Raw genomic sequence first — 19,917 nt, forward strand, 5'->3', positions numbered from 1 at the left:
CAGCGGGCAGTGGGAGGGTTGGCACGCTTGGCTTCTGGCTCGCTCTATCAGGACGTGACCGACGGCAGGCGCTTAATCGCCTCAAGCAAGGGTTCGGTCTTGCCTGCCGCACAGATGCGTATCCAGCCTTCGCCCGCCTGCCCAAAGGCCACACCCGGTGCCACGGCGACGCGTGCGGTGAGCAGGAAATGTTCGGCCCAGGCGGCGACGTCTCCTCCGCTGACGTGTGAAACGTCAATCCAGATGTAGAATGCCCCCTGCGGGCGTTGATAGGGGATGCCGCGCTGGTCAAGGGTGGCGCAGGCCGCTTCGACATTAGCGCCGTAGTGCGCGCGCGCCTCGTGCACGTAATCCTGCGGACCGTCGAGTGCTGCCACGACGGCCAACTGCGCAGGGGCATTGACGCAGCTGACGGTAGCCTCCTGCGCTGCGCGGAAAGTTGAGGCAACGCCCGGTGGCGTGACCAGGTAGCCAACGCGTCCACCGGTCAGGCCATAGGTTTTGGAAACCGAATAGACGCTGAATACGCGGCCGTCGGTATCGAGAGAGGCGACGCTGGTAAACGCACGGCTGAAGGTAAAGTATTCATAGACTTCATCGCTGATAACCCAAAGGTCATGCCTGGCGGCAAACTGTAGCAGTTCGGTCAGCTTTTCTGCGCTAAAGACCACGCCGAGCGGGTTTGACGGGCTATTAATCAGTAACACTTTGGTACGCGGTGTAATGCAGCGCTCGAGATGACTTATCGAAGGCTGGAACTCCTCTTCGGCGGCCAGATGATAGGGAACAGGGACGGCACCGAGCAACCTGGGAATCATGGTAAAAGTGGCGTAACCGGGATCGGGGATGAGGATTTCGTCGCCGGCGGTCAGCGTTAATGACATCGCCATATGCAGAGCCTGCGAACCGCCCGACGTCACATGGATTTGATCATCGTCGACGCGGTAGTGATTGTCGCGTTCAAGTTTAGCCGCAATCGCTGAACGCAGCAGCGCCATACCGCTGTTGGGCGTGTAGTGGGTAACGTCGGCATTCCATGCGCTGGCCCCCGCATCGAGGATATGTTTGGCGACCGGCCGCTCGGGCTCACCGATGCTCAGTTGAATGACGTCGTCGAGTTCAGAAGCCAACTCATAAATGCGGCGAATCCCTGATGCAGGAATGGCCAGTGCGTTGGCGGATAGTTGCGGCATAAAATCTCCAGTGGGCAAGGGGCGGGCCAGCACGGCGGCGTTGAAAGTCTCCATAAGTTGTACTTAAGAATAAAAAATAAGTAAAGCGGTGAAGGTTTGGGCCGCAGAGGCTAAATCCTGAGCATAAAAAAGCCCCTGCAGCGGGACTGCAGGGGCTTGAGTACAGGCTATTGCTGTACTAACTGCTTTCAGTTTACCTGAGTCGGGATACCTGAACGCAGGGAGATTGCTTTATCAACAACCTGTTGATTGACGCTTGGGTCAGCCATCAGGGTCGCGTTGTTGCCAGAGAGGGTGATTGGCAGCGGCTGCTGAGAATCAAACTCCTGCTGGTTAGCAGACAGTGGGTTGTGAACTTCGATATAACGCGCACCGTTCGGCAGGACCGCTGTTTTGACTGGCTCATTGATAAACTGAACGCGGGTGCCGACGGGCACATTTTCGAACAGCCATTTGATGTCGGCATCACGCAGACGCACACAGCCGTGGCTTACACGCAGGCCGATACCAAAGTTGGCGTTGGTGCCATGAACGGCGTAGAGACGGCCAACGTACAGCGCGTAAAGACCCATCGGGTTATCAGGACCGGCAGGGAAGGTCGCTGGCAGCCACTGGCCTTGCGCCGCGTATTCTTCGTGCATTTTCGCCGTAGGTGTCCAGGTTGGACCGGCTTTCTTGTGCTGCACGGAGGTTACCCAGTTCAACGGCGTGTCTTTACCCAGTTCACCGATGCCGATTGGCAGAACAACCACGGTGTTGGTGCCTTTCGGATAGTAATAAATGCGCATTTCGGCACTGTTGATAACCAGGCCTTCGTGTGGGGTATCAGGCAGGATCAGCTGCTGAGGAATAGTCAGTACCGTGCCTGGATTGGGCAGGTAGGTATCTACACCTGGGTTAGCTTCCAGCATGTTTGCCAGACCCATTTGATATTGTGCAGCGAAATGCTCCAACGGCAGTTTGTTGTTTTGTGGCACTACGACGGTGATGTTTTCACCAACTAAACGGCCATTGTTTGCCGGCAGTGGATAGACAACTGCAAATGCAGCCTGGCTATACGCAGCAACAGCTAAAACCAAAGTAAAGATCGCGCGAATGCTCATTTTCATATTTTCTAAGGTTATTCTTGCCACACAGGCACTAGTTTATGGGATTTTACCCGGAACGATATCACCGGGATGACCCTTATATTGTATGTACACAGGGGCTTGAGAGTGAATCAAGATGTGTAACCAATCACTTTTTCAGGGCTGCTAATTATAAAGAAATATTTCAAACAGGCCAAAACTTTCTCAAAATTATAGCAAAGATCGCCTTTTAAGGTTTTTAAGGGCATTTAGATTGTCGTACCTGTTTTCTACGCTAACTTGAACACCTTCCTCTATCATTGAAGCTCATTAACGTTGAGATAGTAGATATGTTCGTCAAAAAATTGCAGATTAGAGGTTATCGATCCCTCCGTCAGTTAGAGCTGGAACTTGGGCAGCTGAACGTTATCTGTGGCCCCAATGGGTGCGGCAAGTCGAACCTTTATAAGGCGGTAAAGCTGATGCATGAGGCGTCCCGTGGGCAGCTTTCTGCGGCACTGGCCCAGGAAGGGGGGATTCAGAAGGCGCTATGGGCCGGTGAGAAACGCACAGGCGAGAGTAAGATGCAGCTTTCTGCCATGCTTGAAGATTTTGATTACGAAATCCAGCTGGGTTACGAAATGTCATCACTGTCGAACACTCTCTTCAGCCTCGACCCCAGCGTAAAATCCGAGTCGCTGTGGATGACGGGACATCGCCGCCGCCCGTCCAGTCGTTTGGTCGAAAGAGTAAACCAGACGGCGAAGCTGACCAATTTCTCCGGCGAGCAGGTACGTTACCCACTCAGTATTGCCGCGCATGAGTCCATTTTTGGGCAGCTCTCGGAGCCCCATTTGTATCCAGAAGTCTCTCAGCTGCGTGAAGTGTTACAAGGCTGGCGTTTTTATCATGAGTTTGCGGTCTGGCCAGGTTCTCCCTTGCGTCTGCCTCAGGTGGGGATCCGCTCGCCGGTGCTTGCCCACGATGGCCACAATCTGGCCGCAGCATTTCAGACAATCAACGAAATAGGCAATCATGAGCTGTTGCATCGCGTGTTGTCTGCCGCCTTCCCCGACAGCGAGTTTTTCGTTGATGCCTCGATGGGGCGTTTTCAAATAATGATGCAGCGGAAAGGAATTTTTCGCCCTCTTGAAGCCACCGAGCTTTCCGACGGCACGTTGCGCTTTTTATGCCTGGCAGTCGCTATGCTTAGCCCGAGGCCACCGGCTTTTATGGCATTTAATGAACCGGAAAACAGTCTGCATCCCTCTCTTATGCCCGCGTTAGCAATGCTGCTTGCTGAAACCAGCCGCTATAGCCAGCTGTGGGTCACCAGTCATTCGCCTGAACTGGCGGCGTTAATTCGCCAGCATACCGAAATTCGTTATTTTGAACTAAAACAACAATCCGGTGAAACAGTGATGGCCGAAGACAGTTAATAAACCTGGGTGATTATATTGAGGCTGTATTTTATTATTAGCGTAATCAATCAGTAAGGAAATTGAAAATGGCGCTCTTTTGGGGAGAGGTCTGGGCGAATGATGCGGATTAAAATTCCGAGAAATGCAAATGTTTATCCGCATTAATTCTGTAATAATCATGCAAGGCCTTGCAAGAGTGGGGTCTATGTAGGTTTTTTTGAATTAATCTGTTGTTAATCTGCGTCATGTTGTTTAAATCTCATTTATTAACTAATAATCTTAATAGGGCGGTGTGCTAACGGTTGCTTATTACCTGGCGCTGCTTGATTAACTTCCTTTAGTCTAGATATCTATAACAATCTAATTATTAATTAGAAGGTGATGCTATGCAATTATCCGTTTCAGACATTGCGTCGGGGAATATTAAAGGGCGAAAGATATCATTAGTTGAACTTGAGGAGATTACCGATGGGCGGGGATATCTGATTAGCATCGAATTTTCTAATCGGGTTCCTTTCAGCGTAAATAGATTCTCATATGTTTTTAATAACAAGAATCAAGGTCGACTGGCTTATGCCTGCCTGCGAAGTAAACAATTGATTATTTGCCTGTCGGGTAAGCTGCGAGTGAAGTTGCATGACGGTGCTGAGGACTGCGAATACTGGCTTGATACGCCTTCGAGGGCGTTGCTGCTGGACCCGCGAGTGTGGCTGGAAATGCATGACCTGAGCGATGACTGTGCGTTAGTGGTGCTTGCCAGTGAGAGCTACGACGCCGACGATTATCTCTATAATTTTAATAATTTTATCCAAGAGGGTAAAACTAATGAAAAGTTTTCATGGCAAAACAATAGTTCTACGTCCGGTAGAAATTAGTGATTACGAGTTTATACATAGCCTACGCGTTGCGCCTAAGAGTACGAAATTTCTGAGTATTGTCGATGATGACCCCTTGCAACAAAAACGTTGGTTAGAGCAATATAAAAAGCGTGAGGATGCAGGGGAAGAGTGTTATTTTCTCATTCAACGCGTCGATAATGCTCAGTCAGTGGGTTCTTTACGCGCTTATAATATTGATAATGAGAAGAAAACCGCACAGTGCGGCAGTTGGATTCTTAATGAGAATAAAACGATGACATCGGCAGTAGAAAGTATTTTATTACTCTGTGAAGCCATGGATGAATTAGGGATGAAAAAAGTGATTGTCGATGCACGTAAAGATCATGCAATGGCCCTTCGCTTTATAAAGAAAATATCCCAACGTTTTCATAGCGAAGATGCCACCAACTTTTATTACGAAATAGACATGCCGGTAATAATGACCGAGTTTTATAAAGATAATCATCATTATATTGAAAGGGATATCGCTCAGGCATGATTAATCCTTTCTTTTCGGCAGGCGTATTGCACTGATGATAATTAAACTGTGCAGTACGCTTAAAAGGATGAACGCGGAGAGATAGGGACGTGAAGATGGGGTAATGTGCGTCTGAAGGTCGATCTGCCACTGAAGAAATAGTGCGCAAAGTGTTGTCAATGTGGGTCCGCCTATTCGTTGTGAAATATTGAGCGTCGTGGTGGCCATCGGCAAGACGTTGCTTTCTACTGACCTATAGGCTGCCGCCATAGAGGGAATCCCCGTGGCGCTGAGCCCTGCACCGCGAATGAACAGCGAACATGCCAGCACCGGCACAGGAATTCCTTCTGCCGCCATCAGGATAAAAGGCAGGCATCCCAGCAGCGAGAGCAGTGCTCCTCCTGCCGACACGTAGCGAGTTCCAAAACGCTGTGTCAGCATCCCCATTAGCGGATTGGCGCACATCATCCCCAATCCCTGTGGCAACATCATCCACCCCATTTCGGTAGGTGAAAAACCGCCTAGACGCATTAGAAAGAGCGGAATAAGCATTTGTCCCGAGAATATCACGCCGTTGGTTAGAAACTGTGTGATAGCGGCTACCGAGAAGGTTTTATTGCGGAATAACGCGATGTCTATCAGCGCACGCTGCCGTTTTTTACGGGCATTAAACACAAATGCGGCTATCAGAAGCAGGGAAACGCTGAGGATTATCTGCCCTGAGGGCGTTGAAATTTGTCCGGCGGCGTAGAGAAACATCACCAATCCCGGTGAAAGCAGGGCAAGCCCGAGCCAGTCGAGCGGGCTTTTGGTGGTCTCTTGAGGAGCGTTCGGCAGAAAGCGAAACGCTAACGCAATGGCGACGATCCCAATCGGGATATTGATCAGAAATAGCCAGCGCCACGAGGCGAAGTGCAAAATGCTCCCGGCAACGACGGGGCCAAATACCGGTGCCAGCAGCACGGGCACGGAAATATATCCGACCACCCGCGCCAAATTTTTGCCTGCGGCTCGCGCTATCACTGTTTGTGCCATGGGCGCGAGCAGGCCGCCACTCATGCCTTGTAAAATACGAAAGCCGATCAGCGAATTTGCCGACCAGGCCAGCCCACAGAGCGCCGAGGTGAGGGTGAAGGCCATAAAACAGGCGACATACACTGACTTAGTCCCTAAACGACTCACCAGCCAGCCGTTGAGAGGCAACGCCAGCGTCAGCGCCAGGAGATAGCCACTGATGACCCATTGAATCGTCGCCAGCGAAGCGTGCAGGTCGTGCGAAAGGCTGTCTAGCGAGACGTTGACCAGGGTAGAGTCGAGCTGAGACATAAAAGAGCCAAGCATCGTGACGCAGGCAATTTTCCACAGTGTGGCACTGACTTCTCCCGTTTCGGTAACGTATTCTGATTCATCGGTCTGTGGCTCAGGATTTGGCATGTTACCCCCTGAAGCAACTATAGCATTGAACGCTCAAGGGGCCGGTAAAGCTGCGCCTTTAAAAATCGGTTTTTGTTACGCTGAAGGCCAATATCAGGCAGGTGAGGGTACTCAGCGTAAACAGCAGATGCGACGCCAGCAACAGACCGCCAGAATCGATTACCTTACCCAGTAGAATCGGCACCCAATTGCCGACGTAAGCAATCACATAAAACAGCGAGATTAAACGGGCATGGCTGGCCTTGGGGGAAATCCTGTTCAGCAGCGTCGCGCTGCCGACAAAAATAGCGCCATAGGCATAACCTCCAATAACGATGCCAACTGCCGCCAGCGCGAGGGAGTGCCAGGCAATGGCGGCGGAAAAAATAATCACCGACAACGCCTGCATCAGACAGCCAACAATCAGCGAGTGACGGGCGTTAATGCCGCGACTGAGGATCTGGCTTATGCCAGCGATACTCAGATAGGCTGCTATCACATAGCCAAATACGCCGCGGTTATGCAGTCCCAGCAGCCTCTCTGCAACATTGGGCCCGAGGGACAGCATGCTGGCGGCGACGCCCCAGCAGGTGAATAGCGCGAGGGCACACAAGACGAATTTTGCTCCCATCGCCTTGAGGCCTGACTTCAGGCTGGTATCCCCACCGTGCAGCGGTTCGGAAGAGAGGGGAGTCAAAGAAACTTTCTCGCTCAACGTCCAGTTCAACGAGACCCCCGCCATGGCAATGGCCACCAGACCCATGATTATCATGAACGGTAACGTAGTGGGATGAAATCCCGTTTGCAGGGCGATGCCACTGAAAATAGGACCGAGCGCAAGACCCGTAGTAAAAGAGACGGTGGCAATTAATGCGGCTATTTTGCCAGAATCTTGGGGGCCGAAGCGCAGCAGGGCAATATTAGCCGCCCCGGTTAATGCCCCGGTCCCTACGCCTGCCAGCAAACGGGCAAAAAACAGCAGCCAAAAGGTATCGGCCAGCGAAAACAGCAGCGCACCGCAGAACACAATCAGCAGGGCAGGCAGAATGACGCGCCGCAGATCGGTAATGCGTCCGGCCACATTGCCGATACCCAGCAGCGAGATAAGAACGCCCCCGGCGTAAGCGCCATAGATTATCGTCAGGCTGATCGCTTTCAGACCTAAATGTTGTTGATAGAGGGGATAAAGCGGCGTCGGTGCGCTGCTGTTGAGCAGTGCAGCCATCAGTGCCATCGAAAGAAACAGTAAAATGGCAAAATGTGATTTACCGGCAGACGGCCGGGAGGTGAGCTGTTCAACGTTAAGACTTGATGACATGCGGTACTCCTGAGAACCCAATGGATGACCCGGCAATCGCCCGCCATACGTGTCGATGTATGGCGGGCGGATTCAGGGGATGCGCGCATCATAGCCTTGAGTAACAAGAGAAAAAATCGACAAGAATGCATCACGGTGATTCAATATTGCATGCTTAACATAAACCCTCTTGGGAAACGGAAATTTCAACATGAATTGGGATGATGCGCGTTTTTTCCTTGCGCTAGCGCGTTGTGGGACGTTACGTAAGGCTGCCGGTGAACTGAATGTCGATCAGGCGACCGTAGGCCGCAGAATAACGGCGCTTGAGGACAGCTTAGGTTCCAAGCTTTTTGTTCGCACGCCTAAGGCCTTTTCACTCAGCGCGCTCGGCGAAGCGCTGCTGACCCACGTTATCGAGATGGAAAACGCCGTCAGCGCGATAAACCGCAAGGCCAGCCATGGTGACGAGAGTCCGTCCGGCAACGTGGTGATTACCACCACCGATACGTTGGCGGAGGCCTTTGTGATCCCGGCGATTAAAATGCTGCGTCAACAGTATCCGGAAATCACCGTTTCGCTGCTGACGGCGGTCAACGTCTATGATATATCCTATCGCAATGCCGATCTGGCTATCCGCGGCGTTCGTCCTGAAGAGGATACGCTGGTGGTCAAGCGGCTCGCTAAGATTGAAATGGGGCTTTATGCCACTCAAGACTATCTCGACAGAAAAGGGATGCCGGTAAAAGGCACACAGCTACAGGGGCACGATCTGCTGATGTTTCCGCGCGATGCTGTACCTCGGCACTGGGCTAATTTTTGCGGAGAGAGTCTCACCAGTCCCAACGTCGTCATGCAGTCAAACTCACAGCTGTTGCTGCGTTCGGCCACACTTCAGGGATTGGGGATTGGCCTGCTGTCTTCGTTTCTGGCCGACAAGAGTCCGCAGCTTATTCGTCTTTTTCCCGAGAGCAAGGACTGGGTCGATATCTGGCTGGTGCTGCATCCTGATTTACAGCGCGCGGCCAAAGTCAGGGCGGTGATTCACGTGTTGGAGCAGGTGTTTGAAGGGGTCAACCGACAAGAGCTTCTTCCCTGAGGCTACCTGTCGATTGTCGCAACGCGGTTGTATGACTTAGTCCTCTGACTCAGGCCAAAACCAGCCCGAGAACGGCACCGACTGCCAGCACCCACAGGGGATGGATTTTCTTGTTCATGGCTAAAGCGGTGCAGAGCAGGATGACGCCGCCAAGCGCAAGGCTGGTGGCCGACGCCTCGGCAATCAACAGTCCGCTGGAAACCACCAGTCCGACGGTCACCGGCACGAGTCCGCTTTGTACGATTTGACGCCACGGCCTGTCTTTGTAACGCTTCCAGCCGCGCATCACCAACAGGGTGATGATTGACGACGGCCCAAATTTAGCGAGCGATGACACTAGCAGACCCGCCCATCCGGCAACCTGCCATCCGACCAGCGGCACAATCATCATGTTCGGGCCGGGAGCGGCCTGTGCAAGGGCGAACAGGGCGCTAAACTCCTGCGCGCTCATCCAGTGGTGGTTCTGCACCACCTCGCGCTGCATCTCGGGTAAAATGGTGTTTCCACCGCCGAAAGCCATCACCGACAGCTGGGTAAACAGCAGCGCCAGCGTGATTAATACGCCGATCATTTCTGGCTTCTCCAGTAAAGCAGGATGCTAACCGGTGCCAGCACCAGCATCACAAGCAGCATCGGCAGGCGTAAACCGGCAATAGCGAGAATACCGACGGCAACAATAGCCAGCGAGAGCCATTTTCCCTTCAGCGGCAGCAGCATCTTGATGCCGGTCGAAAGCAGCAGTCCGGCCGCACCCGCCGCGAGCCCGGCAAACAGGTGCTCGACCACCGGGTCATTCTGATAGCGGGCATAAACCAGACCCAGGCCAACCACAATGGCCGTCGGCGCGCAGATAAGGCCCAAAATTGCCGCCAGCGCCCCGCGCAGTCCGCGAAACTCGTTGCCTAACGCTACCGACAGGTTGATGATGTTGCCCCCCGGCAAAAACTGGCACAGGCCGAGCAACTCGGTAAATTCATTGCCGTCAAGCCAGCGTTTCTTCTCGACAATCATCCTGCGCGCCATCGGCAAAACACCGCCGAAGCCGGTGAGTCCTAAAATAAAGAAGCCCATAAAGAGGTCACGGCAGCTGGGCGCAGACGCGTGGTAGTCGATAACCTGTTCGGTACTGGCATTGTTATTCACGGGTGCAGGCATCAAAGGGCTCGGTAATAATAAAAGAGTTAATTGAGGTATGGTTTTTAAGTATGATGCCAGTTGAGATATCAATGTGTCTAATGCATTTGAAGACTATAAAGGATACCTAAAAGGTATGGCGGCGATTGACTTAAAACGTCTACGGGCATTTGTCACCGTGGTGGAAGAGGGCAATATTACTCGCGCGGCGCAGCGTCTGTTTATCCAGCAGCCTCCCCTCACAAGGCTTTTGCAGAGCCTGGAGGAGGAGTTCGGGGTGAAGCTGTTGGCGCGCTATCCTCGCGGTGTTGAACCGACCGAGATAGGTCGAGTGCTGTTTCAGGAGGCCAAGGCGCTGCTGGAACGCGCCGAAAATCTCAGCGCGACGATGCAGCGAGCCACCGAAGGTAAGCAGGGTAATATTCGGATCGGTTTTACCAGCTCGGCTGCGCTGCATGCCTTCGTGCCGACCGTGCTGCGGCGCTATCGCGAGGTTTATCCGCAGGTGACTGCGCAGCTTGAGGAGTCGGGGAGTACCGAGCTATTACAGGCGCTGGTTAACCGTACGCTCGATGTGGCGTTCGTGCGCACGCCGGTGCTGGGCATGCCGGAGCTGAAAATTGAACGTATCTTGCAGGAACCGATGATGGTGGCGCTGCCGGTTGGGCATCCGCTGGCACAGATTGGCGATGGCGCGGTCGAGCTTAAGACGCTTATTAACGAAGGCTTCATTCTGTACCGACGTCCGGCCGGACAGGGATTGTATGACGCGATTCTTGCCGCCTGTTATCGCGCGGGATTCAGCCCTCGCATTGTTCAGGAGGCGCCGCGACTGACCTCCTGTCTGAGTCTGGTGGGGGCGGGATTGGGGGTGTCGATCGTGCCTGCTTGTATGGTGCGACTCGGGGGTGAGGGCGTGGTCTACCTGCCACTTTCCGACGAGGCCAAACTGCATGCGCCGCTGTTTTTGGCGCAGCGCAAGGAGTCTTCGGCGATGATTGCGACATTCTGCGCGCTGGTTAAAGGCCAGCTTGATGAGATGAGTTAGGAGCGTTTATTTTGCCGCGTCGTCGTTTCGTTGATGTCGGGCGGTGGATTCCAGCGTGATATTGTCGTTTTCAACCGCGTGCAGCAGCGAGTCCAGCAGGCCAGGGAATCGCGCATCTAAATCTTCTCTGCGCAACGACAGCAGATTGGCACGACCGTCAGGGCGCTGCCAGATAACCCCACTCTCACGTAGCACCCGCCAATGGTGAGTCAGCGTCGATTTCGATAACCCCTGTAGCAGCATGCCGCAGGGATATTCACCCCCGTCTGCCAGCTTTTGTATCACCGCAAGACGTAATGGATTGCCTAACGCAGTCAGGACATTTTCGAGGCGGATCTGCTCGCGTTCAGGGTGGTTGGCAATCATATCTTTCCTGTTCGATACTCATAGGGTCGGCGTAAAAGCCCGGATGGCACGAGGCTTTGCAAGGCGCGGATCATAGCCCACAGCCGCTTGCCGATGCAATGTTCCTGCCAAAGAGCAGGACGATAGCACTGATAGTAAACAACGATTGTTCGTATATACTCGTACAATTGTAGTATGCTTTCGCGGTACAGCAATCTATCAACGCCGACGGGAAATGGTTCCCGCCTGATTCATTAGCCATCCTCTACTAAGGACATTATATGGCTCGCAAAACTCCTATCGAGCGCTACCGTAACATCGGTATCTCGGCACACATCGACGCCGGTAAAACGACCACCACCGAGCGCATCCTGTTCTACACCGGCATGAACCATAAATTAGGTGAAGTGCACGACGGTGGAGCGACAACGGACTGGATGGAGCAGGAGCAAGAGCGTGGCATCACCATTACCTCGGCGGCGGTAACCTGTTTCTGGCGGGGGATGGACCACACGTTTGACGAGCATCGTATTAATATTATCGATACGCCCGGGCACGTCGATTTTACTATCGAAGTTGAACGCTCGATGCGCGTTCTCGACGGGGCGGTGATGGTCTATGACTCCGTCGGTGGCGTGCAGCCGCAGTCTGAAACGGTGTGGCGTCAGGCCAATAAATATAAGGTTCCGCGTCTGGCGTTCGTCAACAAGATGGACCGCCCCGGCGCTGACTTCTTCCGAGTGCGTCAGATGATGATTGACAGGCTGAAGGCGAACCCGGTGCCGATTGTTATTCCAATCGGCAGCGAAGAGCACTTCACCGGCGTGGTTGACCTGCGCAAGATGCGCGCGATCCTTTGGGATGACGCGACGCAGGGGATGACGTTCAGCTATGCCCCGATTCCCGCCGAGTTGCAGGCGAGCGCCGAGACATGGCGTGAGAAAATGGTTGAGGCCGCGGCAGAAGCCAGCGACGAGCTGATGACCCAATATCTTGAGCAGGGCGAGCTGAGCGAAGACCAAATCACCTTCGGGCTGCGCCAGCGTACGATTGCCGGTGAAATTCAGCCGATGCTCTGCGGCAGTGCGTTCAAGAACAAGGGCGTACAGCGCATGCTCGACGCCGTCGTGGAGCTGATGCCTTCGCCGCTGGATATTCCTGCGGTAATCGGCACCGACGAAGACGGCAACGAGGTGCATCGTCACGCGGACGACGGCGAGAAGTTTTCCGCGCTGGCGTTCAAGCTGATGACCGACCCCTACGTCGGCCAACTGACCTTTGTGCGCGTCTATTCTGGCGTGCTGTCGAAGGGTGACAGTGTCTATAACCCGATTCGCGGCAGGAAAGAGCGTATCGGGCGTATCGTGCAGATGCATGCCAACGTGCGTCACGAGGTGGACGAAATCCGTGCGGGTGATATTGCCGCCTGTGTAGGGCTAAAAGAGGTGACGACCGGGGAAACTTTGTGCGATCCGAGTGAGATTATCACGCTGGTGCGCATGGAGTTCCCGGAGCCGGTGATTTCGCAGGCCATTGAACCCAAAACCAAGGCCGATCAGGAGAAGATGGGCATCGCGTTACAGCGCCTGGCATCAGAGGATCCGTCGTTCCGTATTCGCACCGATGAGGAGTCTGGGCAGACGATTATTTCCGGGATGGGCGAGCTGCATCTGGAGATTATCGTCGATCGCATGAAGCGCGAATTTGGCGTTGAAGCGAACATCGGCAAGCCGCAGGTGACGTATCGTGAGACCGTGCGTAAGAAAGCCGAAGACGTCGAAGGGAAGTTTGTGCGTCAGTCGGGCGGTAAAGGCCAGTATGGCCACGTCGTTTTCACGCTTGAGCCGCAGGAGTCGGGCAAAGGTTTTTCCTTTATCGATGCGACGAAGGGCGGCGTTGTCCCGCGTGAATTTATTCCTGCGGTGGAGAAAGGCGTGGTTGAGGCGCTCAACACGGGTATTTTGGCCGGTTATCCGGTGGTGGATGTCAAAGTGACGCTGACCTTTGGGTCGTATCACGAGGTGGACTCATCGGAAATGGCGTTCAAGATGGCGGCTATCTTTGGGTTCAAAGAGGCGGCACGGTTAGCGAGTCCGGTTATCCTTGAGCCGATTATGCGAGTCGAAGTGGAAACACCGGAAGACTACGCGGGGAGTGTGATGGGTGACCTGTCTTCGCGGCGCGGGACGGTGCAGGGCATGGAGGAAATTCTGGGCGGCGGGGGCAAGCTGATTAAGGCCGAAGTCCCGCTGTCGGAGATGTTTGGTTACTCGACGGTGCTGCGGTCAATGTCTCAAGGGCGCGCGACTTACAGCATGGAGTTCCACCACTATGCTGAAGCGCCGCGTAACGTCGCCGATGAGATTATCTCGTCGCGTTCCAGGTGATTGAAAGTAATATAAAAAGCCAGCCTGAAAGGGCTGGCTTTTTAATAAAGGAGGCTCAGGAGTACTGTTTGCCAATCCAACCAGTGGGAGCGAACTCCCCCCTGGTTTGCCCTATCTTAAGGGTTCACAGGCCATGAAAGCCGCAATCTCTGTATTTCCTCGTTTGATATGTAACTCGCATACCTCACCGCCCGTTATTATAAAGTCAAAGGTTTAATATTTTTAATGTTAGGGGCTTCAAGGTACCTCTTGTATAGGAAATCATCATTCTCTATATTGAGCTGATGAATGAAAATAAAATTTCCTCTCAAAAAAATATCATTTCAAGACAGCGCGGCAGACCGCGAGAATTTGACATGGATCAGGCATTGGACAAGGCGATAAAAGTCTTTTCCGAACGCGGATTTCACGCCAGTTCAATCAGCGATTTAACCCAGGCAATGGAGCTGGCCTCCGGTAGCGTTTATAAGGCGTTTAAAGACAAGCGCGCGATCTTTATTGCCGCCTTCGATCGTTATAAAAGCGTGCGCAATGCCCAGCTAGACGCCAACATCTCGCAGGGGATAACCGGGCGAGAGCAACTGGAACATGCGCTGCGTTTTTACGCCAATTCGGCGCAGGGTGAACAGGGAATTCTCGGGTGCCTGGTCGTCAGCGGCACCACGGAGCTGTTAACGTTTGACGACGAGATTGCCCTCAAGCTGAAGCTCAGCCTCGCCGCGAGTGAAAATATGCTCAAGGCGCTGATTCTCCGGGGCAAAGAGGACGATTCGATAGCCTCGACGGTTAATGAAGAAATTGTCGGCACGGCCATTCTCTGTATGACGCAGGGAATGAGGGTGGTAGGCAAAACAGGCCGCAGCAGCCAAGAGATGCAGTCAGTGGTTGATGCCGCACTTAAGATGCTTGGCTGAGAGGCGGCTATAAAATCCTCCTTGCTTGCTGCATTCCTTACGCAGGAAGCGGGGAGTTTTAGCTCTGCTGATAAATTTCCGGCCGGTTTATCTGCCAGACAAAGTTATCGGTATTGACCGGCATATAGCCCACCTTTTCATACAACCCGGCGGCCGTTGAGGTCACCAGCATAATGCGTCGCAGTTGCGTTAAGGTCGGGTGTTCAAGACAATAATTCATCATCCAGCGCGCGAGCCCCTGTCCCTGATGGTGCTCGATAATAAACACGTCGCAGAGATAACCAAAGGTGGCGAAGTCAGTCACCCGCCGTGTAAATCCGATCTGCTCACTGCCTTTATAGAGCCCAAAACACAGACTGTTGTCGATGGCTGCGTCAAGCCGTTCCCGGCTGATGCCTTTGGCCCACGTCGAACGGCTCAGGAAAGCGTGAATGAATGTCCTGTCGAGGGGAGATTTATCGGTTGTTATGACGTATTCACCGCGACGCCATGCGGCTTAATCTTTTTTCATCCGTCTCCGCCTAAAGATTATCCCAAAAAAAAGACCTTACAGAAGGCGTAAATCATTAGCGAGCCTTTGATATGCCTTTTCGACGGCGGCGATGTGCGCACTCTGTGAACTGGTATGCATCAATGCCAGCTCAGGGACGTCCACGACAAACGACGTACATAGCGGGTAATCCCGCACGCGGAACTCCGGTAAGATCGAGGTAAAAAACGCAGTCGTGGGGATCTCAAAGCCTGCTGCGGCATGCACTGCTGCCGAATCGCAGGTCATTAATGCGGCTGCATGTTTAATCCAGCTTAAAAAATGAACAGTTCTGGTTGAGAATCTGCTAATATTCACGTAACGAGGATGAACGACATCCGCAAACCCGAGTATCGGGAGTGCATATTTCTGCCACAGCTGCTCAACCATGCCGACGTGCAGGTTCGCGGGAATGCTGCGAATAGGCGTGCTCGCAGTCGGGCAAAACAGCACATAACCGCCGCTGTGCCAGGGTGAAGCGATCGCGGGCAACTCGAGCTGTTGCAGCCAGTGGTTACGCTTAAGTAACGGCGATACCGCGTCAGGAGCGACACCCAACGCCTGAAGGAAGAAGTCAATCATCGGCAAGGTCGAGAAATCGGGCCAAAAAACATGATTGCCAATATCGATGCGTAGATCCTGCTCGGGGATTGCCTTTAGTGAAACGGGAAGGGGCCGGCAGTGTGCGACCTTGCCTTCGGCTAAAGCATAGAGTTGCTCGACGTAATCGGGTGCCTTCGAGGGCCGATAAATTTTAACCTCGAGCGCAGGATTGAACGTTCGTAAGGCTTGAATCGCGGTGAGTCCAATGATGGAGTCGCCAAGAGCGACACCCATGCCATTGATGATGTGCAGAGTTTTTATCGTTGAATAGTCTGTTTCAATAGGCTGAGACGAGGCATTGGCTACGCCAATTTCTGGCGTCAAGGCAAAGTAGTCGCCGAAAATTTGGTCATCCTGCTCAAAATCGTAGGATGCGTGGATTAATCCATTGGCGTCGAGAAGACTGCCGCGATGGAAAAGAATGTCGTCGGGGCTGAGTTTCATAGCTATCCGTTGATTCACATTGCTTTAAAGTCGGTACTGGCTGCTTTTTTTACCTGTTATCGGCCCCTGAAAGGTCGGTTTTTTCCGCCAAAATGGGTTTTTTCGTGCCTTATTAAACGCCACTCGGCAGGTTATCTGTGGCATGATCGGGCAATAAATCAACAACATATTGATTCATATAGAAAAGGATAAACAAATCTACACAAAATAAATTATTGAGAAGATACCCCAAAAGCCCTATATTGGCCGCGATTTTTCACAGCGGTTAATTTTTCAATTCAATTTATTCAACTGCGGCGTTCCTGATAACCCGAGTTGTAGGAGAGATATGATGACGGATGAAGTCCGTATTGATACTTTAGGTGCAAATTCATTAAATGGAAACAATGAAACCTATTTGGCGAGACAAGCTGAATTTGAATCGAATGTTAGGAGTTATCCTCGCAAGCTGCCTTTGGCTATCGCCAAAGCGTTAGGCGTGTGGATCACCGACGTTGAGAATAATCAATATCTTGACTGCCTGGCTGGAGCGGGAACGTTGGCTCTGGGTCATAATCACCCTGACATACTGCAAAGCATCCAAAATGTCATTACTAGCGGCTTGCCGTTACATACGCTTGACTTGACGACGCCGTTGAAAGACAAGTTCTCGGCTTACCTGCTGTCTTTACTGCCTGGACAGGGTAAAGAGTACTGCCTGCAGTTCACCGGTCCATCCGGTGCTGATGCCGTTGAAGCTGCGCTGAAACTGGCTAAAAAGCATACTGGCCGTACTGGCGTGATTAGCTTCTCCGGTGGCTACCACGGTATGACCCATGGCGCACTGGCGGTAACAGGTAACCTGTCTCCGAAAGAAGCCGTTAATGGCATGATGCCAGAAGTGCAGTTTATGCCTTACCCACACCAGTACCGCTGCCCGCTGGGTATTGGCGGTGAAGCTGGCGTTAAGGCACTGACCTATTACTTCGAAAACCTGATCAACGACGTGGAAAGCGGTGTTCGTAAACCTGCGGCCGTGATCCTGGAAGCCGTTCAGGGCGAGGGCGGTGTTAACCCTGCTCCTGTCGAATGGCTGCAGCGCATCCGTAAAGTGACTCGCGAACACGGCATTCTGCTGATCATCGACGAAGTTCAGGCTGGCTTCTGCCGTACCGGTAAGCTGTTTGCCTTTGAACACGCAGGTATTGAGCCTGACATCATCGTTATGTCTAAAGCCGTGGGTGGCGGCCTGCCGCTGGCCGTTCTCGGTATCAAGAAAGAGTTCGATGCCTGGGAACCGGGTCACCACACCGGAACCTTCCGGGGTAACCAGCTTGCTATGGCAACCGGCCTGACCACGCTGAAGTACATGAAAGAAAATAATCTGGCCGATAAAGTGGCTGCGCAGGGCGAATGGCTGAAAGGCCAGCTGGCCGAGCTGCAGAAACGTTATCCGGTTATCGGCAACATTCGCGGCCTGGGTCTGATGATCGGTATGGAAATCGTCAAGCCTAACGAAGCGCCGGATCACATGGGTAGCTACCCGGCCGATCCACAGCTGTCCGCACTGTTGCAGAAAAAATGTTTCGAAGCTGGGCTGATCCTTGAGCGTGGCGGTCGTGGCGGTTGCGTACTGCGCCTGCTGCCATCCCTGCTTATCAGCAATGAAGAACTGGGTATTTTCCTGGATAAATTCGAACAGGCTTTGTTGGCCGCTGGCATCAAACCTGTCTGAGTGGAGTGATTTACCCTAATGTCCAAGTTAAACCCGATTCTGGCAGCTTCTGCGCAAAGTACTGAAGCCTACCAGCAGGCGATTGCCCAGAGTAGCGCGGCGGTTGTGCAGTGGCTGCAACAACCCGAGATGTATCAGGGTAAAACCGTTGCTGAGCTGCGTGAACGCATTACCCTGGATTTCAATCCACAGGGTCTGGGCAACCAGGCGGCGATTGAACGTGCGATTGAGTTCTTCCTGAAAGACAGCCTGTCGGTGCATCACCCTCAGTGCGTCGCACATTTACATTGCCCAAGCCTGGTGGTAAGCCAGGCTGCGGAAGTGCTGATCAACGCCACTAACCAGAGTATGGACTCGTGGGACCAGAGCCCATCAGCAACCATCATTGAGATTAAGCTTATTGAATGGCTGCGTTCTCAGGTAGGTTATCAGGCTGGCGACGCAGGTGTGTTCACCAGCGGCGGCACCCAAAGTAACCTGATGGGTCTGATGCTGGCCCGTGACGCTTTCTTTGCGCGTCAGGGGCACTCGGTACAGCAGGACGGTCTGACCGGTGACCTGAAGAAGATCAAAGTCTTCTGTTCTGAAAATGCACACTTCTCTGTGCAGAAGAACATGGCATTGATGGGTCTGGGTTATCAGTCGGTGACTCTGGTGAAAACCGACCGCTTTGCGCGTATGGATCTCAACGATCTGCGTGAGAAAGTGGAACTGGCGAAAGCCAACGGCGAGCAGATTCTGGCTATCGTTGCCACGGCGGGTACTACCGATGCGGGCGCGATTGACCCACTGCGTGATATCGCTGCGCTGGCGGCAGAACACAACATCTGGGTGCACGTTGATGCGGCCTGGGGTGGTGCACTGCTGCTTTCTGAGAAATATCGCGACTATCTGGACGGCATTGAGCTGGTGGATTCCATTACTCTGGACTTCCACAAGCAGTTCTTCCAGACCATCAGCTGCGGTGCCTTCTTGCTCAAAGAAGCGCGCCACTATGAGCTGATGCGCTACCAGGCGGCTTACCTGAACTCCGAGTTTGATGAAGCTCAGGGCGTGCCAAACCTGGTATCCAAATCGCTGCAGACTACCCGTCGTTTCGATGCATTGAAACTGTGGATGGGTCTGGAAGCATTGGGTCAGAAGCAATACGCAGAGATTATCGACCATGGCGTGACCTTGGCTCAGCAGGTTGCACAGTATGTGACCGAGCAGCCAGCGCTGGAGCTGGTGATGGAGCCTCAGCTGGCAAGCGTACTGTTCCGCTTCCGTCCTGAGCATCTGGCAGCAAGCAGCGATGCAGATATTGCGTTGCTTAACCAGAAGATTGGCGATGCGTTGCTGGATTCTGGCCGCGCTAACGTGGGCGTCACTGAATCTGACGGCATCACCTGCCTGAAAATGACGTTGCTGAACCCAACCGTTACGCTGGAAGACATCAAAGTCCTGCTGGCGCTGGTTGAAAGCACCGCGCAGAAACTGCTGACGGCGTAATACGTCTCTACAGCGGTTAAACGCTCTGAAAAGCCGATAACATCTCGATGTTATCGGCTTTTTTATTGCCTGAAATTCCCCCCACTTTATCTACACTCAATATTGCCATCTCTCATTTATGCATATACTATACCCCCCTATAGTATAAAGGATCCGATGAATGCCAAATTCAGCAGAAGATAAAAAGAAGGTCTTAGCCCGTATCCGACGCATTGGCGGACAGGTTGAGGCGCTGGAACGCGCGCTGGGCAGCGATGTTCCCTGCGTTGCCATGCTCCAGCAGATAGCCGCCATTCGCGGTGCCGCAAATGGCCTGATGGCCGAGATGATGGAAATTCATCTTAAAGACACGTTGTTGGCGGGTGAACCTTCCCTCAACGAACGAACTCAGTGTACCGATGAAATCTCTGGCTTCATCCGGTCTTATTTGAAATAGCCTTCGCGCCGACCGGCGACAAGGCC

Annotated in this window: 20 protein-coding genes; 10 read left to right on the plus strand and 10 right to left on the minus strand. The window is 53.0% G+C overall.

Annotated elements, in window-relative coordinates; genetic code table 11:
• Nucleotides 1-47: 47 nt before the first annotated feature.
• Both O1V65_RS05155 and O1V65_RS05160 read right to left on the minus strand, forming a co-directional pair.
• A complete protein-coding gene (locus O1V65_RS05155; RefSeq protein WP_017490085.1) occupies nucleotides 48-1,193 on the minus strand; it encodes a pyridoxal phosphate-dependent aminotransferase in 1,146 nt (381 codons plus the stop codon).
• A 188-nt stretch (nucleotides 1,194-1,381) separates the two neighbouring features.
• A complete protein-coding gene (locus O1V65_RS05160; protein ID WP_017490084.1) occupies nucleotides 1,382-2,302 on the minus strand; it encodes a L,D-transpeptidase family protein in 921 nt (306 codons plus the stop codon).
• A gap of 308 nt (nucleotides 2,303-2,610) precedes the next feature.
• On the opposite strand from O1V65_RS05160, the gene O1V65_RS05165 reads away from it, so the two are divergent.
• The 3 genes from O1V65_RS05165 (at nucleotide 2,611) to O1V65_RS05175 (ending at nucleotide 5,058) form a co-directional block, all read left to right on the plus strand.
• Nucleotides 2,611-3,699 (plus strand): AAA family ATPase, encoded by a 1,089-nt coding sequence (locus tag O1V65_RS05165; RefSeq protein ID WP_227953073.1) that lies wholly within the window; start codon nucleotides 2,611-2,613, stop codon nucleotides 3,697-3,699.
• 368 nt (nucleotides 3,700-4,067) lie between these two features.
• Entirely contained in the window at nucleotides 4,068-4,556 is a 489-nt protein-coding gene (locus tag O1V65_RS05170) for a sugar 3,4-ketoisomerase (RefSeq protein ID WP_165429191.1), read from the plus strand.
• Nucleotides 4,507-5,058 (plus strand): GNAT family N-acetyltransferase, encoded by a 552-nt coding sequence (locus O1V65_RS05175; RefSeq protein ID WP_026110283.1) that lies wholly within the window; start codon nucleotides 4,507-4,509, stop codon nucleotides 5,056-5,058. Before O1V65_RS05170 ends, O1V65_RS05175 begins: the two co-directional genes overlap by 50 nt.
• Here O1V65_RS05175 and O1V65_RS05180 read toward each other — a convergent pair whose 3' ends face one another.
• Together O1V65_RS05180 and O1V65_RS05185 are read right to left on the minus strand one after the other, a co-directional pair.
• Entirely contained in the window at nucleotides 5,059-6,471 is a 1,413-nt protein-coding gene (locus O1V65_RS05180; protein WP_269130245.1) for a DHA2 family efflux MFS transporter permease subunit, read from the minus strand.
• Nucleotides 6,472-6,529: 58 nt separating this feature from the next.
• Nucleotides 6,530-7,768 carry an MFS transporter gene (locus O1V65_RS05185; protein WP_269130246.1) on the minus strand — a complete coding sequence of 413 codons (1,239 nt, stop codon included), beginning with the start codon at nucleotides 7,766-7,768 and terminating at the stop codon, nucleotides 6,530-6,532.
• Between the two features lie 190 nt (nucleotides 7,769-7,958).
• Between O1V65_RS05185 and O1V65_RS05190 the strand changes: the two genes are divergently transcribed.
• Nucleotides 7,959-8,846 (plus strand): LysR family transcriptional regulator, encoded by an 888-nt coding sequence (locus O1V65_RS05190; RefSeq protein WP_227977525.1) that lies wholly within the window; start codon nucleotides 7,959-7,961, stop codon nucleotides 8,844-8,846.
• Nucleotides 8,847-8,895: 49 nt separating this feature from the next.
• On the opposite strand, the gene O1V65_RS05195 is transcribed toward O1V65_RS05190, so the two are convergent.
• Together O1V65_RS05195 and O1V65_RS05200 are read right to left on the minus strand one after the other, a co-directional pair.
• Entirely contained in the window at nucleotides 8,896-9,417 is a 522-nt protein-coding gene (locus tag O1V65_RS05195) for a chromate transporter (RefSeq protein ID WP_017490077.1), read from the minus strand.
• A complete protein-coding gene (locus tag O1V65_RS05200; protein WP_017490076.1) occupies nucleotides 9,414-10,001 on the minus strand; it encodes a chromate transporter in 588 nt (195 codons plus the stop codon). Before O1V65_RS05200 ends, O1V65_RS05195 begins: the two co-directional genes overlap by 4 nt.
• Nucleotides 10,002-10,116: 115 nt before the next feature.
• Here O1V65_RS05200 and O1V65_RS05205 point away from each other — a divergent pair, with 115 nt between their 5' ends.
• Nucleotides 10,117-11,028, plus strand: coding sequence for a LysR family transcriptional regulator (locus O1V65_RS05205; RefSeq protein WP_192503814.1), 912 nt, complete (start codon nucleotides 10,117-10,119; stop codon nucleotides 11,026-11,028).
• Nucleotides 11,029-11,034: 6 nt separating this feature from the next.
• Here O1V65_RS05205 and O1V65_RS05210 read toward each other — a convergent pair whose 3' ends face one another.
• Nucleotides 11,035-11,394, minus strand: a complete 360-nt coding sequence (locus O1V65_RS05210) for an ArsR/SmtB family transcription factor (protein ID WP_269130247.1) — start codon at nucleotides 11,392-11,394, stop codon at nucleotides 11,035-11,037.
• Nucleotides 11,395-11,654: 260 nt separating this feature from the next.
• On the opposite strand from O1V65_RS05210, the gene fusA reads away from it, so the two are divergent.
• Nucleotides 11,655-13,760 (plus strand): elongation factor G, encoded by a 2,106-nt coding sequence (gene fusA / locus O1V65_RS05215; RefSeq protein WP_017490073.1) that lies wholly within the window; start codon nucleotides 11,655-11,657, stop codon nucleotides 13,758-13,760.
• A 111-nt stretch (nucleotides 13,761-13,871) separates the two neighbouring features.
• On the opposite strand, the gene O1V65_RS23130 is transcribed toward fusA, so the two are convergent.
• A complete protein-coding gene (locus O1V65_RS23130) occupies nucleotides 13,872-13,961 on the minus strand; it encodes a Hok/Gef family protein (RefSeq protein WP_081601379.1) in 90 nt (29 codons plus the stop codon).
• 155 nt (nucleotides 13,962-14,116) lie between these two features.
• Here O1V65_RS23130 and O1V65_RS05220 point away from each other — a divergent pair, with 155 nt between their 5' ends.
• Nucleotides 14,117-14,674: a TetR/AcrR family transcriptional regulator gene (locus tag O1V65_RS05220; protein WP_227955117.1), complete on the plus strand. Its 558-nt coding sequence runs from the start codon at nucleotides 14,117-14,119 to the stop codon at nucleotides 14,672-14,674.
• 58 nt (nucleotides 14,675-14,732) lie between these two features.
• Here the strand turns inward: O1V65_RS05220 and O1V65_RS05225 are convergent, their stop codons facing one another.
• The gene (locus O1V65_RS05225; RefSeq protein WP_269130512.1) at nucleotides 14,733-15,143 is read right to left on the minus strand and encodes a GNAT family N-acetyltransferase; all 411 of its coding nucleotides are present in this window, start codon (nucleotides 15,141-15,143) and stop codon (nucleotides 14,733-14,735) included.
• A gap of 78 nt (nucleotides 15,144-15,221) precedes the next feature.
• Entirely contained in the window at nucleotides 15,222-16,250 is a 1,029-nt protein-coding gene (locus tag O1V65_RS05230) for a glycosyltransferase family 9 protein (protein ID WP_269130248.1), read from the minus strand.
• A 328-nt stretch (nucleotides 16,251-16,578) separates the two neighbouring features.
• Here O1V65_RS05230 and O1V65_RS05235 point away from each other — a divergent pair, with 328 nt between their 5' ends.
• The 3 genes from O1V65_RS05235 (at nucleotide 16,579) to O1V65_RS05245 (ending at nucleotide 19,891) form a co-directional block, all read left to right on the plus strand.
• Nucleotides 16,579-17,964 carry a diaminobutyrate--2-oxoglutarate transaminase gene (locus tag O1V65_RS05235; protein ID WP_026110281.1) on the plus strand — a complete coding sequence of 462 codons (1,386 nt, stop codon included), beginning with the start codon at nucleotides 16,579-16,581 and terminating at the stop codon, nucleotides 17,962-17,964.
• An 18-nt stretch (nucleotides 17,965-17,982) separates the two neighbouring features.
• The gene (locus O1V65_RS05240) at nucleotides 17,983-19,455 is read left to right on the plus strand and encodes a pyridoxal phosphate-dependent decarboxylase family protein (RefSeq protein WP_017490068.1); all 1,473 of its coding nucleotides are present in this window, start codon (nucleotides 17,983-17,985) and stop codon (nucleotides 19,453-19,455) included.
• A 160-nt stretch (nucleotides 19,456-19,615) separates the two neighbouring features.
• A complete protein-coding gene (locus O1V65_RS05245; RefSeq protein WP_017490067.1) occupies nucleotides 19,616-19,891 on the plus strand; it encodes a metal/formaldehyde-sensitive transcriptional repressor in 276 nt (91 codons plus the stop codon).
• Nucleotides 19,892-19,917: the final 26 nt, after the last annotated feature.

This window comes from Rouxiella badensis (genome assembly GCF_026967515.2).
GTDB classification, from domain to species: Bacteria; Pseudomonadota; Gammaproteobacteria; order Enterobacterales; family Enterobacteriaceae; genus Rouxiella; species Rouxiella badensis.